13 protein-coding genes are annotated in these 13,134 nt (G+C 71.3%); 8 read left to right on the top strand and 5 right to left on the bottom strand.

Annotated features, from left to right (window positions below; translation table 11 throughout):
* Positions 1–344: 344 nt before the first annotated feature.
* Both ACZ55U_RS28810 and ACZ55U_RS28805 read right to left on the bottom strand, forming a co-directional pair.
* Positions 345–647, bottom strand: coding sequence for a hypothetical protein (locus ACZ55U_RS28810; protein WP_465530542.1), 303 nt, complete (start codon positions 645–647; stop codon positions 345–347).
* Positions 644–1,825, bottom strand: coding sequence for a helix-turn-helix domain-containing protein (locus tag ACZ55U_RS28805; RefSeq protein ID WP_465530540.1), 1,182 nt, complete (start codon positions 1,823–1,825; stop codon positions 644–646). The genes ACZ55U_RS28810 and ACZ55U_RS28805 overlap by 4 nt, the downstream gene beginning before the upstream one ends.
* A gap of 210 nt (positions 1,826–2,035) precedes the next feature.
* On the opposite strand from ACZ55U_RS28805, the gene ACZ55U_RS28800 reads away from it, so the two are divergent.
* From ACZ55U_RS28800 to ACZ55U_RS28785, 4 genes are all read left to right on the top strand, one after another.
* Positions 2,036–2,494 (top strand): ATP-binding protein, encoded by a 459-nt coding sequence (locus tag ACZ55U_RS28800; RefSeq protein ID WP_465530538.1) that lies wholly within the window; start codon positions 2,036–2,038, stop codon positions 2,492–2,494.
* Positions 2,495–2,724: 230 nt separating this feature from the next.
* Positions 2,725–3,189: a nucleoside/nucleotide kinase family protein gene (locus ACZ55U_RS28795; RefSeq protein ID WP_465530536.1), complete on the top strand. Its 465-nt coding sequence runs from the start codon at positions 2,725–2,727 to the stop codon at positions 3,187–3,189.
* A complete protein-coding gene (locus ACZ55U_RS28790) occupies positions 3,186–3,719 on the top strand; it encodes a class IV adenylate cyclase (protein ID WP_465530534.1) in 534 nt (177 codons plus the stop codon). Before ACZ55U_RS28795 ends, ACZ55U_RS28790 begins: the two co-directional genes overlap by 4 nt.
* A gap of 73 nt (positions 3,720–3,792) precedes the next feature.
* Entirely contained in the window at positions 3,793–4,827 is a 1,035-nt protein-coding gene (locus tag ACZ55U_RS28785) for a radical SAM protein (RefSeq protein ID WP_465530532.1), read from the top strand.
* A 161-nt stretch (positions 4,828–4,988) separates the two neighbouring features.
* Here the strand turns inward: ACZ55U_RS28785 and ACZ55U_RS28780 are convergent, their stop codons facing one another.
* The 3 genes from ACZ55U_RS28780 to ACZ55U_RS28770 form a co-directional block, all read right to left on the bottom strand.
* The gene (locus ACZ55U_RS28780; protein WP_465530548.1) at positions 4,989–5,891 is read right to left on the bottom strand and encodes a 5'-3' exonuclease; all 903 of its coding nucleotides are present in this window, start codon (positions 5,889–5,891) and stop codon (positions 4,989–4,991) included.
* 127 nt (positions 5,892–6,018) lie between these two features.
* A complete protein-coding gene (locus ACZ55U_RS28775) occupies positions 6,019–7,131 on the bottom strand; it encodes a cation diffusion facilitator family transporter (protein ID WP_465530530.1) in 1,113 nt (370 codons plus the stop codon).
* Positions 7,132–7,325: 194 nt separating this feature from the next.
* Entirely contained in the window at positions 7,326–8,054 is a 729-nt protein-coding gene (locus ACZ55U_RS28770) for a gamma-glutamyl-gamma-aminobutyrate hydrolase family protein (protein ID WP_465530528.1), read from the bottom strand.
* 165 nt (positions 8,055–8,219) lie between these two features.
* Between ACZ55U_RS28770 and ACZ55U_RS28765 the strand changes: the two genes are divergently transcribed.
* The 4 genes from ACZ55U_RS28765 to ACZ55U_RS28750 all read left to right on the top strand — a co-directional run bounded on the left by ACZ55U_RS28765 (position 8,220) and on the right by ACZ55U_RS28750 (position 13,037).
* Complete coding sequence (locus ACZ55U_RS28765; RefSeq protein WP_465530526.1) at positions 8,220–9,605, top strand: glutamine synthetase family protein; 1,386 nt, start codon at positions 8,220–8,222, stop codon at positions 9,603–9,605.
* A 3-nt stretch (positions 9,606–9,608) separates the two neighbouring features.
* A complete protein-coding gene (locus ACZ55U_RS28760) occupies positions 9,609–10,991 on the top strand; it encodes an aldehyde dehydrogenase family protein (RefSeq protein ID WP_465530524.1) in 1,383 nt (460 codons plus the stop codon).
* 7 nt (positions 10,992–10,998) lie between these two features.
* Positions 10,999–11,787, top strand: a complete 789-nt coding sequence (locus tag ACZ55U_RS28755) for a 3-oxoacyl-ACP reductase (RefSeq protein ID WP_465530522.1) — start codon at positions 10,999–11,001, stop codon at positions 11,785–11,787.
* A gap of 110 nt (positions 11,788–11,897) precedes the next feature.
* Positions 11,898–13,037, top strand: coding sequence for a DUF2510 domain-containing protein (locus ACZ55U_RS28750; RefSeq protein WP_465530520.1), 1,140 nt, complete (start codon positions 11,898–11,900; stop codon positions 13,035–13,037).
* Positions 13,038–13,134 lie beyond the last annotated feature (97 nt).

The following is a 13,134-nucleotide window of genomic DNA, read 5'->3' as shown; positions in this document are numbered from 1 at the left end:
GTGGTCTGACCCCCCCCCCGGGAGGCTCCCCAAACTTCGAAAACAAAGGTGGGGGACCCTTCCGCGCTCTGGGAGGGGGGGGAGAAACCCCCGGCCTTCCCCCCCCCCCCCCCCCCCACCCCCACCCCCGTGCGGCTTCGGCTTCGCCTCGCCGCTGGGGCTTCCACTGCGCAGCGGACAAGGTGACCCAGATGAGAAGCCACGGGCCGGGCCCGCGCTGACTGCGCGGGCCCGGCCCTTGTGTCGTTCTGATGGTGCGGCACGAAATCGGAAGGCCCGTGCTCCAGGTGACCTGGGGCGCGGGCTGAAGAAAGGGTGGTCTTGACCGCTGCCAGATCTGGATTTCAGGCGTCCCAGGCCCGCACGATCGGGTCGGGCCATTCCGCTTCCGTTGCCGCGAGGTCCGCAGGAAGAAGAGCGGCCAGCAGCGCTCGGCCGTCGGCAACGGCGCGCAAGGCGGCCTCCTGAGCTTCGTCCTTGGTGTCGAACATGCCCTCGTCCACGGTCTCGTTGTGAGGCGGCTCGCCGACCTCGCCGACCCACTGGGATGCGCCCGGCCACACCCGCACGTGGGTGAGCCGAGAAGGCTCCGGCAGCCCGGTGATGCCCCGGGCGGCGGCTTCCTTGATCACGTCTTCGATGGTCATGCTCGGGCTCTCCTCATCTCAGCCAGTGCGGTGTCCAGTCGCGCGGAGCGGACAACGGCAGAAAGGTCGGTGGCGATGTGGGCGTAGTGTTCGGCCTCTTCCTGAACACCCTGGCGGTAGAGCACCGTGGCCAGTTTGGCGGTGTCGATCGCTTTCGAACGCGCCCGATTCGAGGTCTGGGAGTCCACAGCCCGGCGGAGTCGGGACACCAGGTCGGAGACCGGTTTGCCCTTGACCGTAGCGAGAAGGTAGAGGGCGTGTCCGGTCTCCCCGTGCAGCTTGTGTTCGGTGAAGTACCACATCCAGCGCGGTTCGCTGTGGAGATCGGTGACGCGACTGTAGATCGACTCCGCGAGAGCAATCTGCCGCATGACCTCGCTCTCGTCGCCCTGGATGGCATAGGCCTGGGCCTTCACCGCTGCGATCATCGAGAGCGCCGACAGGGGCACGTCGCCCATCGCCCTGTCGGCGAGTGCCACGGCGTCCTTCGGATTGTTCTCTGCGATCTCCTGGCGGGCCAGGCCTGTTGCTACATGGCATAGCAGTCCGGAGTCACCAGCATCCTGCGCTGCCCTGATTCCGAGTCCGAAAGTGCTTCTTGAGGGCCTGTTCTGGCCCGCGTCGAACGCCGACCACGCGGCGAGGTCTGCCAGGTTGGCGATCTGGCCACACAGTCGATCGCGGACACGCGGTCCCATCGACGCCTTGGTGAGATCGACGGCGGCTCTGAGCTCTCCGAAGGCCAGATGGCGGGTGGCGAGCCCCCCGGTTCGCCGGTCCCACTCCTCCAGGGCGAAGGTTCGCTCTGCAAGGTCGTCAATGTCTTTCATTCCCAAGGAAGATGGGGAAGGCATCACATCGGGCAGGATCGAGGCCAACGAGACGGCCAAGAAGTCACGACGCTTCGATTCACTCACCTCCTCGCGGTCCCGCCGGGTCCTCTTCGGGAACAGCCCCAGCTCTGCGTTCGTGGCCACGCCGAAGATGCCGCGCAGTGCGTCGCGAACGTCTCCGTCCGGCCAGCTGATCACGCCACGTTCTAATCTGCTGATCACGTTGGCGTCAATCGCCGACTCGCGCCCTGTCGCAGCCCTGATCCGGGCGTTCACTCGGCGTGCGACCTCTCCCTGGGGCCACTCTCGCCCGAGGCGAAGCCTTCGTAGCGCGTCGTTGGTCATCTCAGGCCCGTCCTTGCGGTGCCGCCGGCGGGAGCCAGACAGCCTAGTGAAGTGCCTAGCGTCTGCCTACAGGATCGCCCTGTTCCTACCTGTATCGCAGGCGTTTGATGGTTCTTAGTCGCTTGGTGTGACGGGTCGGTCACTCTGGATCTGTCGGGAGGGCCTGGGCGGCGTCGTCGCAGTCTGCCTGTTCGCAAACCAGGGGCCCACATGTCAGTCAGCGTCATTGCAAGGTCCGCCGATCCCTCGGGCGGCGCACACATCGAGATTCCAAAGATTCGGCCTGGTGACATCGGGTGCTTGCTGGAGCTGCCCTGCAGTCCCGAATCGGCAAGGCCCGCACGTAGGTTGGTGACTGCTGCTTTGACTGCCTGGTCCGCCGGCGAATTGCGGGACGTGGCTGAGTTGCTGGTGAGCGAGCTGGTGGCCAATGCCGCCAAGCACACGGGCTGCACGCGGATCTCCGTCTCGGTGAACCGGCAGAAGACCTCGGTGTGGGTGGGCGTTCGGGACTCGTCGGGCGCGTTGCCGTGCCGCACGGAACCGAAATGCGAGGCCGAGTCGGGCTATGGACTGGGCCTGGTGGAGACTCTTTCCTCCCGCTGGGGAGTGGCCTGGACTCCGCGTGGCAAATGGGTCTGGTTCGAGCTGAGGATGGCGGCGTCCTGACCGCTGGACGGGCTGCGGCCGCTGGTCGTGATCGCTGCCGGGCGGTGCCACCCGTCGGCACTGTGACCTCAAAGCTGAACGCGGAATGGAGTTCGTATGGACGTGGCCCGAGGGGTCTTCGTCACTCTCGACGGTCTCAGCGCGAGTGGGAAGACCACTGTTGCTCCGCTGGTCGCACCTATGTCGGCGGTGTCCACCTCACGGACAACGCTTTGCCGACGTTCCCCCGCATGCGTGCCGAGGTGGACGCCACCGGAATTCTGTCGGCACGGTTCCACCGGTGGATGATGGCCAACCACATCAAGTCCGAGACTGCCCGGGCGCTGATTGAGACTGGTCGAACGGTGGTGGTCGAGTCCTACTTCCCGCGCACGATCGCCACGCACAGTGCAACGGGGCACGACTGCGCGCTGGGGTACCCGGACGGGGCCCTCGTCCCGCACGTGCCGATCTTGCTGGAGGTGGGCGAACACGTCCGCCAGGAGCGGCTCCGTCGGCGAGCCGAGCTGGGCACGCTGAGCTCATGGCACCGACGGCAGGAGCCGAACGTGGCCGAAAGCTCCCGTGTGTACCGGGCGTTCGGACTGCTGGGGATCGACGGCACCGGCCGTACGCCTGAGGACGTGGCTCGCAGCATCGCCGATATCGTGCGCTCGCATGTCCCGCATCGCATCGGAAAGGCCAACTCGACATGATCGTAACTGAGTTCGAAGCCAAGATCCTCGAAATCGAGCCGGAGGAGATCCGCGCGCTGCTGACTGAAGCCGGGGCGGAACACGTCGCCGAACGGTTCCAGCGCCGGTACGTCTACGACATCCCCGGCCGGCCGGGCGCGTGGGTCCGGCTGCGTGACACGGGCACGGACATCACGCTGTGCGTGAAGGAGATCCACTCCGACGCGATCGACGGCGTGACCGAGACGGAGACGACCGTCGGAGACTTCGACGCGACGAACGCGCTCCTCGGCAAGCTCGGTTATCGGCCGAAGGCGTACCAGGAGAACCGCCGGTCCTCCTGGAGGCTGGCCGGCGCGGCCGTCGAGATCGATCACTGGCCGCTGATCCCCCCGTACGTGGAGATCGAGGGGTACAGCGCCGAACACGTCCACGCGACCGTCCGCGCGCTCAAGCTCCCTCCGGAGGAGCTCACGAGCGAGAACACGACCAAGGTCTACCGCCGGTACGGGATCGACATCGAGGCGATCCCCCGGCTCACGTTCGAGTGACAGGAGACGAGCCTTGTCAGTTACTCACCGCCCGGCGGTCAGGGTTGTCCGGGACAGGACGATTCGCATCAAGGTGATCGACGACTGCGGGTTGGCCTGCACGTTCTGCCACAACGAGGGAACGCCCGTCACCGCCGACAACCGGGGCCGCACCGCGCTGCCCTTCCTGGCGGGCCCGGGCCGGACCGGGCGTGTGTCGATCTACAGCGAGACGAACGGGGTCGGCTTCCTCGCCGCCAGGATGGCCCCGGACATGGGCTTCCGACGGGCGGTGCGAACCGTGGCGAGGGCGTTCGACGCCGACGAGGTCCATCTCACGGGAGGGGAGCCCACGCTCCACACGGAGGTGCCCGCGCTGGTCACGGCGCTTTCCGCTATGGGGCTGAGCGTCGGGATGACCAGCAACGGGGAGCGCGGTCGGCAGGTCCTGCCGGAGTGTTCGGCGGCCGGCCTCAACCGGGTCAACGTGTCGGTCTTCGGCACGACCGCCGAAGAACTCCAGGTCGTTCAGTCCGAGCGCTTCAGGGCGGCAGGCCTGGCCGAGGTGAAGATCCGTGCTGCGGAGCAGACCATCCGCGCCGCCGTCTCCAACGGTGTGAAGGTCTCCGTGAACATCGTCGTTCCCGGAATGACCCACGTCGGCCGGGTCGTCAACCTGGTTGAGTCGTACGGCCAGTTCGCGGACGTGCGGATGCTCACCAGCATCCAGGACGGGGCGGAGTCGGTCGCGGCGATCTCCGAAGTACTGGCCCGGGTCGGTGCGGAACCGGTGCTCCGGACGTTCACCGCAGGCACCTCCGACGAGCGCACCCTGTACCGGGCGCTCGGCAGTCGGGCGGTGTACGTGAAGCGGCTGCTGCCCGTGCGGCTCCCCGACACCTGTGCGTCGTGCCGGTTCAACAGCGACACGGACTGCGAAGAGGGCTACTACGGCATCCGCCTCTACCTCACCGAACAGGGGGAGTACATGGTGGGCGTCTGCATCCAGCGGATGGACCTCTGCGTGCCCGTGGCCGAGCTGCCGAAGAGCGGCATCGTGGAGGAGGTACTGGCCTTCAAGGACGCCGAAGTCCGGCGGCTGACACGCGAGTACGGCGCCGCTGCCTGACCGAGCCGGGGGCGGCGGGTGTTCGTCCTGGTGAGGAGGAGCGGCTCGCGGCCGGCTCCGGTGGGGCCGGCCGCGAGAGGGGAAGGGGAGCCCTCGGCGCTCCCAGGGAACACCGAGGGCCCGCACGTTCGCGGCGAACGTGCGGGCCCTGCGACAACGGCTCAGCGGGTGGCGAGGGCCTCCAGGACGCGGTCGAGGGAGGTGCCGAGGCCCCAGCGGGTGGCGAGGTGTTCGAGGGTCATGGGGTCGAGGGGCTCGCGGGGGAGGGTGGGGTCGAAGGCGGGGAGCGGGGCGTCGTCGGCGACGCGGACGACCTTGGGGGCGACGTCGAGGTAGGCGGAGCCCTCGACGATGTTGCGGCGGCGGGCGGGGGTGAGCTTGGAGGCGACGTCGAGGGCGGCGGCGCGGATGGCCGCGAGGTCGCCGTACTCGTTGATCAGCTGGGCCGCGGTCTTCTCGCCGATGCCCTTGACCCCGGGCAGACCGTCGGACGGGTCGCCGCGCAGGGCGGCCATGTCGGCGTACTGGGCGCCGCGCACGCCGTACTTCTCCAGCAGCAGCGCGTCGTCGGTGAGCTGGAGGTTGCCCATCCCCTTGACCGGGTAGAGCACGGTGATCCCGCGGGCGTCGTCCACCAGCTGGAAGAGGTCGCGGTCGCCGGTGACGATCTGCACCGGCCCGGTGGCGCGGGCGGTGAGGGTGCCGATCACGTCGTCCGCCTCGTAGCCGGGGGAGCCGACCCGGGCGATCCCGAGGGCGTCCAGCACCTGCTCGATCACCGGGACCTGCGGCGCCAGCGTGTCGGGCACCTCCTCCTCGCCGTCCTGGGCCTCCTCGGCGACCCGGTGGGTCTTGTAGGAGGGCACGAGGTCCACCCGCCACTGGGGGCGCCAGTCGGCGTCCATGCAGGCGACCAGCTGGTCGGGGCGGTGGTCGTGGACCAGCCGGGCGATGAAGTCCAGCAGGCCGCGGACGGCGTTGACCGGCTCGCCCTGCGGCGAGCGCAGGGTGTCCGGTACGCCGAAGTAGGCCCGGAAGTACAGGCTGGCGGAGTCGAGCAGCATCAGTCGCGGTGCGGTCACGCCTCAGATCATGCCGCATCGGGCTGACGGACGGCCGGTTCCCAGCGCTCGTCCGGCCCGGTTCCCCGTGTTCGGACAGACCGGTTCCCGTGCTCGTCCGGCCCGGTGCTCAGTGCTCGTGCGGTCCGGCGCGGTGGACGGGGCCGTGGGCGTTGGCGCAGTGCTCGGCGGCGTCCTCGGCCGGGGTGGCGATCTGCAACAGCGCACCGGCCTCGTCCTCGCCGACGTGGTCGACCTGGAGGGTGGAGTGGGTGATGCCGTACTCGGACGAGAGCCGGCGCTGCAACGAGCGCCGCACCGCGTGGCAGTCTCCGCCCGGGGTGACGAGGATGTGCGCGGACAGGGCGGGCTGGCCGGAGGTGATCTCCCAGATGTGCAGGTCGTGGATCTCCTCGACCAGCGGCTCGGTGACCATCCGGTCGGCCACCGCGTCCGGGTCGATCCCGGCCGGGGCGGCCTCCAGGAAGATCCGCCCGGACTCCCGGACCAGCGTGATGCCGGCCTTGAGCATCAGTGCGACCACGATCAGCGAGGCGATCGCGTCGGCCCGGGCGAAGCCGGTGGTCAGCACCACCAGGCCGGCGACGGCGGTGGCGACGAAGGCGTACAGGTCGGTGAGCACGTGCTGGAAGGCGCCCTCGACGTTCAGCGAGCTGCGGTTGGCCTTGGACATGCACCAGGTGGCCGCGAGGTTGACCACGATCCCGACCAGCGCGGTCACCAGCACCAGGGAGCCGGTGACCTCCGGCGGCTCCAGCAGCCGGGCGATCGCCTCGTAGCCCAGCCACGCCGACAGCACCAGCAGTGTGACCCCGTTGGCCTGCGCGGAGAGGATCTCGGCACGCTTGAGGCCGTAGGTGTAGCCACCGCGGGCCGGGCGGGCGGCGAGCCGCATGGCGATCAGGGCGAGCACGATCGAGGCGGCGTCGGTGAGCATGTGTGCCGCGTCCGAGATCAGCGCCAGGGACCGGGCGGCGAAGCCGACCACGACCTCGCCGGCCATGAAGACGACGATCAGGGCGAGGGCGCTGAGCAGCCAGCGGCGGTCCGCGTCGGCGGCGACGCCGTGCGAGTGCCCGCCGTGGCCGTGCCCGCCGGACCCGTGGCCGTGCCCGCCGGACCCGTGCGCATGCCCGCCGGAACCGTGGCCGTTCCCGCCGTTACCGTGCGCGTGCTCGTGGTCATGCACATGATCATCGTGCGAGTGCTCGTGCCCGGCCATGGAAGTCCTCTCTGGGCGCACGGGTGGAAAGGGGGCCTCGACGCGACCGGCCCGCAACCGAAGTGAACCGCAGAATCGACAAAGATCCAAAGGCTGTACTGGTGACCGTTGTCGTTGCCGTTCGGGCGGCCGCAGCCGGTGCACTCCGCAGCCGCCAGGCACGACGAACCCCCCTCCCGCGGCGTCCAGTTGGGCTATCCCAGGGCCAGTGCGTCGAGACTCGCCGCGGTGGCGGCCCGGACCAGGGCGCGCATCAGCCGCAGGTCGTCCCCCTGCTCCGGGTGCCACTGCACCCCGAGCGCGAACCCCGGCCCCTCCACCGCCTCCACCGTCCCGTCCGGCGCGTGGGCGCTCACCCGCAGGCCCGCCCCCACCCGGTCGACGGCCTGGTGGTGGAAGGTCGGCACCTCCAGCTCGCTCTCCGGCAGCAGCCCGCCCAGCAGCGTCCCCGGCACCGGCCGCACCGGGTGCGAGCCGTAGCGCCCGGGCGAGCCGCCGTGCACGTCGACCGCCAGGACGTCCGGCAGGTGCTGCACCAGCGTCCCGCCGCACACCACGTTCAGGATCTGCATGCCCCGGCAGATCGCCAGCAGCGGCATCCCCGCCGCCAGCGCCGCCCGCAGCAGCGCGACCTCCCAGGCGTCCCGTTCCGGCGAGGCCGGCTCTGCGGCCGGGTGGGCCGGCTCCCCGTAGTACGCCGGGTCGATGTCCGGCCCGCCCGCGATCACCAGACCGTCCAGCCGGGCCAGCACCTCCGGCGCGCGCTCCGGGGCGTCGGGCGGCAGCAGGACCGCGATCCCGCCGGAGTCCCGGACCTGCGCGGTGTACCGCTCGGGCAGCAGCGCCACCCGGCGCCCCCGCCAATCGCTCCAACTCGCGTCCACCAGATAGGTGCTGATGCCGATCAAAGGCCTGCGATCCATGGCGGGCATTCTCCACCCGAACCACCTGATCCTCCGTCAGCCACGCGCGTCGGCGCGCCGAGGGCGTCCGACACCCGCCGCCCTCTTCCGCCCCGCGAGCCGCAGGCCGTACGGTTCGCTGTGACCGCTTGATCTCGAAGAGTGATCGAGGAGGAGGGTTCGGCCATGCCCGAACAGAGCGCCGCGGGCTCGCCGCCCCGGCCACCGCTGACCCTGGACGAGCTGCGCACCCTGGTGGACGCCGGCGAGGTGCACACCGTCGCGCTCGCCTTCACCGACATGCAGGGCCGCCTCCAGGGCAAGCGCTTCGCCGCCCGGTTCTTCCTCGACGAGGTCGCCGAGCACGGCGCCGAGGCCTGCGACTACCTGCTGGCCGTCGACGTCGACCTGAACACCGTGGACGGCTACGCCTTCTCGTCCTGGGCCACCGGTTACGGCGACTTCGCGATGCGGCCCGACCTCGCCACCCTGCGGCTGACCCCCTGGCAGCCCGGCACCGCCCAGGTCACCGCCGACCTCGCCCGGCACGGCGGCCACCCGGTGGACGCCGCCCCGCGCCAGCTGCTGCGCCGCCAGCTCGCCCGGCTCGCCGAGCACGGCCTGGCCGCCGACGTCGGCACCGAGCTGGAGTTCCTGGTCTTCCGCGACACCTACGAGCAGGCCTGGCAGGGCGGCTACCGCGGCCTGACCCCGGCCAACCTCTACAACGTGGACTACTCGATGCTGGGCACCGCCCGGGTCGAGCCGCTGCTGTCCCGGATCCGCACCGAGATGGCCGGCGCCGGCCTCACCATCGAGTCGGCCAAGGGCGAGTGCAACCTCGGCCAGCACGAGATCGCCTTCCGCTACGCCGACGCCCTCACCACCTGCGACCAGCACAGCGTCTACAAGACCGGCGCGAAGGAGATCGCCGCCCAACTCGGCTGCGCGCTCACCTTCATGGCCAAGTACGACGAGCGCGAGGGCAACAGCTGCCACATCCACCTCTCGCTGCGCGACGCCACCGGAGCGCCCGCCTTCGTCGACCGGGACGGCCGGATGACCGACACCATGCGACACTTCCTGGCCGGACAGCTGGTCGCCCTGCGCGAGTTCAGCCTGCTGTACGCGCCGAACATCAACTCCTACAAGCGCTACCGCCCCGGCTCCTTCGCGCCCACCGCCGTCGCCTGGGGCCGGGACAACCGCACCTGCGCCTACCGGGTGGTCGGCCACGGGCCCGGCCTGCGGATGGAGAACCGGGTGCCGGGCGGCGACGTCAACCCGTACCTCGCGGTGGCCGGGATGGTCGCGGCCGGCCTGCACGGGCTACAGCGGAAGCTGGACCTGCCCGCACCCTGCCTCGGCAACGCCTACGCCGTCGAGGAGTACGCCCGGGTGCCCGGATCGCTGCGCGAGGCGGCCGAACTGTGGGCGGGCAGCGAACTGGCCCGGGAGGCCTTCGGCGACGACGTGGTCGAGCACTACCTGAACATGGCGCGGGTCGAGCAGGCCGCCTACGACGGGGCGGTCACCGACTGGGAGCGCTACCGATCTTTCGAACGGATGTGACGCATGACCGAGCCGACGGCGGGCGAAGGCCCCGTGAGCACCGTCCGCAACCCCGCCACGGGCGAGCCGCTCGCCACCGTCCCGGACACCACCGCCGAGCAGCTGGACGCGGCCGTCCGGCGGGCGGTCCGGGCCCAGGCCGGCTGGGCCGCGCTCGCCCCCGGCGACCGCGCCCGGCTGCTGCGCCGGTTCGCCGACCAGGTCGAGGTGCACGTCCCGGAGCTGGCCGCCCTGGAGGTGAGCGAGGCCGGCCACCTGCCGGCCAACGCGCACTGGGAGGCCGGCAACGTCCGGGACCTGCTGGAGTACGCGGCCGGCGGGGTGGAGCGGCTCACCGGTCGGCAGATCCCCGTCCCCGGGGGCCTGGACGTGACCTTCCACGAGCCCGTCGGCGTGGTCGGCGTGATCGCGCCGTGGAACTTCCCGATGCCCATCGCCGCCTGGGGCTTCGCCCCCGCCCTCGCGGCCGGCAACGCCGTCCTGCTCAAGCCCGCCGAGGCCACCCCGCTGACCGCGCTGCGGCTGGCCGAGCTCGCCCTCGCGGCGGGCCTGCCCGAGGGCCTGTTCCAGGTGGTCCCCGGCGCGGGCGCCACCACCGGCCGCGCCCTGGTGGACCACCCGGCCGTCCGCAAGATCGTCTTCACCGGCTCGACCCTGGTCGGCAAGGAGGTCGCCGCCCGCTGCGCCGCCCGTGCCAAGCGGGTCACCCTGGAACTCGGCGGCAAGAGCCCCAGCATCGTCTTCGCCGACGCCGACCTGGCCCGCGCGGCCGACCCGATGTCCTTCGCCGACAACAGCGGCCAGGACTGCTGCGCCCGCAGCCGCATCCTGGTCCAGCGAGAGGCGTACGAGGACTTCCTCGCCCTGCTGCTGCCCGCCGTCGAGACCCTGCGCACCGGCGACCCGAGCGACCCGGAGAGCCGGCTCGGCCCGCTGATCTCGGCCTCCCAGGTCCGCCGGGTCGCCTCCTACGTCACCCCCGACCTGCCGGTGCTGGCCCGCGGCAAGGTCCCCGACGGCCCCGGCTACTGGTACCCGCCGACGGTGATCGCCCCCGAGGACCCGGACGTCCCGGCGGTCACCGAGGAGATCTTCGGCCCGGTCGCCGCCGTCCTGCCGTTCACCGACGAGGCCGACGCCCTGCGGCTGGCCAACGCCACCCGCTACGGGCTGTCCGGCTCGATCTGGACCCGGGACGTCGGCCGCGCGCTGCGCCTGGCCCGGGGCGTACGGGCGGGCAACCTGTCGGTCAACTCGCACGCCTCGGTGCGTTACTGGACGCCCTTCGGCGGCTTCGGCGAGTCCGGGGTGGGCCGGGAGCTGGGGCCGGACGCGCTGCGCCACTTCACCGAGACCAAGAACGTCTTCTTCCACAGCGAGGAGTAGGAGCCCGATGAGCGACAACGACGCCGTGGTCTGCCGCCGGCTGGCCGGCCGCACCGCCGTGGTGACCGGCGCGGGCAGCGGCATCGGCCTGGCCGCCGCCCGCCGGCTCGCCTCGGAGGGGGCGAAGGTGGTCTGCGCCGACCTCGACGAGGAGACCGGGCGGGCCGCCGCCAAGGAGGTCGGCGGGCTGTTCGTCCACACGGACGTCACCGACCCGTACATGGTCGAGGCGCTGTTCGACGAGGCGTACGAGACGTACGGCAGCGTGGACGTCGCGTTCAACAACGCGGGCATCTCGCCGCCCGAGGACGACTCGATCCTGACCACCGGCCTGGACGCCTGGCACAAGGTCCAGGAGGTCAACCTGACCTCGGTCTACCTGTGCTGCAAGGCCGCGCTGCCGTACATGCGCCGGCACGGGCGGGGCTCGATCATCAACACCGCCAGCTTCGTGGCCCGGATGGGCGCGGCCACCTCGCAGATCTCCTACACCGCCTCCAAGGGCGGGGTGCTGGCGATGTCCCGCGAGCTGGGCGTGCAGTTCGCCCGGGAGGGCATCCGGGTCAACGCGCTCTCGCCCGGACCGGTGGACACCCCGCTGCTGCGCGAGCTGTTCGCCAAGGACCCGGAGCGGGCCGCCCGCCGGCTGGTGCACATCCCGCTCGGCCGGTTCGCCCGGGCCGAGGAGATCGCCGCCGCGGTGGCCTTCCTGGCGAGCGACGACTCCTCGTTCATCACGGCGAGCGAGTTCCTGGTGGACGGGGGCATCTCGGGGGCGTACGTCACCCCCCTGTGAGGCTCCGCCTCACCGCCGCGCCGGGTTCTCACCGGAATCTCATCGAAAACGTCGGGAATTCCCGGCTGCGCTGATTTCGCGTTTATCCGGCTGCCTTTAGATTCTCTACCGTGAGCGAGCAGATTCCCGCCGGGTGGTACCCGGACCCGAAGGACACCACCGGCGACCCGAGGCCGCAGCGGTGGTGGGACGGCAGGGGCTGGACGGCCGACACCCGGCCCGCACCCTCGGACGCCCCGGCGCCGGGCGCCACGCGGACGGAGCCGACCTCCGCCGCGGAGCCGACCGTCGCCGCGGAGCCGGGGCCGGGAGCGGCCGAGCAGCCGCGGGTGCTGGAGGGCGAGGTGCTGGACAGCGGCCCGACCGTCCGCTTCCCGGAGCCGCCGCCCTTCGGCGCCGCCTACGGCTCGCCCGCCGGGCCGCCGGCCAAGGCCCGGCGCAAGCCCTCCAGGCTGGCGGTGGCCACCACCCTCGCCGCCCTGCTGGGCCTGGGCGTCGGCTCGGGCGTCACCTACCTCGCGATGGACGGCCACACGGACCGCGCCCCGCGCAGCGCCCGGCCGGCCCCGCAGGGCGGCTACGGCCCGTGGGGCGGTGGCATCCCGGGCTTCGGCGACCCCGGCAACGGCGACGGCAGCGGTGGCAGTGGCGGCGGGAACGGTGGTGGGAGCGGCGGCAGCGGCAGGGTCCGTCCCGGCACCGGCGACGCGATCGACGTGGTGAACCGGCTCACCCTGCCTGTCCCGGACGGCTGGGACGCCGGCACCACCAGCCAGGGCTTCGCCATGATCACCGTCGGCTCGTACACCTGCGTGGACGGCAAGAGCAGCTGCACCCTCGGCGGGGTGAACACCGGCCGGATCGACGGCGGCGGCACCGACCCCCAGGCGGCGGCCAAGGCGGACATCGAGCAGGCCGCCAAGGACGCGTACGGCGAGATCACCGGGCACCAGGAGCTCAAGTCCGAGGCCGTGAAGGTCAACGGCCAGGACGGCTACCTGGTCCGCTGGAAGGTGGACGCGCCCAAGGGCAACAACGGCTACGTGCAGACCGTGGTCTTCCCGTCCGCCGACGGCAAGTCGCTGGTCTCGGTGCACTTCGGCTTCGACATCGCCGACAAGGCGCCGGACGTCGCGGTGATGGACACCGTGGTCCAGGGCATCACGACGTACAAGGGCAAGCTGCCGAGCCTGCCGGGGCTGCCCGGTTCGGGCTCCGGTTCGGGCGGCTCCGGCGGCAGCACCACCTGAGCCCCGCGCTCCTCACACGGCGGGGGGGGGGGGGGGGGGGGGGGGGGGGGGGGGGGGGGGGGGGGTGGGGTGTCGTCTACGCTAAGGGAGGAAGGAG

The organism is Kitasatospora sp. NPDC034533 (assembly GCF_055575155.1).
The sequence above is the reverse complement of the archived record's forward strand: the minus strand, read 5'-3'. Positions and strand labels throughout refer to the sequence as shown.

Excerpts from the sequence above, each read along its gene's own strand:
- ACZ55U_RS28810 (WP_465530542.1), bottom strand. The coding sequence starts at position 647 with ATGACCATCGAAGACGTGATCAAGGAAGCCGCCGCCCGGGGCATCACC.
- ACZ55U_RS28805 (WP_465530540.1), bottom strand. The coding sequence starts at position 1,825 with ATGACCAACGACGCGCTACGAAGGCTTCGCCTCGGGCGAGAGTGGCCC.
- ACZ55U_RS28800 (WP_465530538.1), top strand. The coding sequence starts at position 2,036 with ATGTCAGTCAGCGTCATTGCAAGGTCCGCCGATCCCTCGGGCGGCGCA.
- ACZ55U_RS28795 (WP_465530536.1), top strand. The coding sequence starts at position 2,725 with ATGCGTGCCGAGGTGGACGCCACCGGAATTCTGTCGGCACGGTTCCAC.
- ACZ55U_RS28790 (WP_465530534.1), top strand. The coding sequence starts at position 3,186 with ATGATCGTAACTGAGTTCGAAGCCAAGATCCTCGAAATCGAGCCGGAG.
- ACZ55U_RS28780 (WP_465530548.1), bottom strand. The coding sequence starts at position 5,891 with ATGCTGCTCGACTCCGCCAGCCTGTACTTCCGGGCCTACTTCGGCGTA.
- ACZ55U_RS28775 (WP_465530530.1), bottom strand. The coding sequence starts at position 7,131 with ATGGCCGGGCACGAGCACTCGCACGATGATCATGTGCATGACCACGAG.
- ACZ55U_RS28770 (WP_465530528.1), bottom strand. The coding sequence starts at position 8,054 with ATGGATCGCAGGCCTTTGATCGGCATCAGCACCTATCTGGTGGACGCG.
- ACZ55U_RS28765 (WP_465530526.1), top strand. The coding sequence starts at position 8,220 with ATGCCCGAACAGAGCGCCGCGGGCTCGCCGCCCCGGCCACCGCTGACC.
- ACZ55U_RS28760 (WP_465530524.1), top strand. The coding sequence starts at position 9,609 with ATGACCGAGCCGACGGCGGGCGAAGGCCCCGTGAGCACCGTCCGCAAC.
- ACZ55U_RS28755 (WP_465530522.1), top strand. The coding sequence starts at position 10,999 with ATGAGCGACAACGACGCCGTGGTCTGCCGCCGGCTGGCCGGCCGCACC.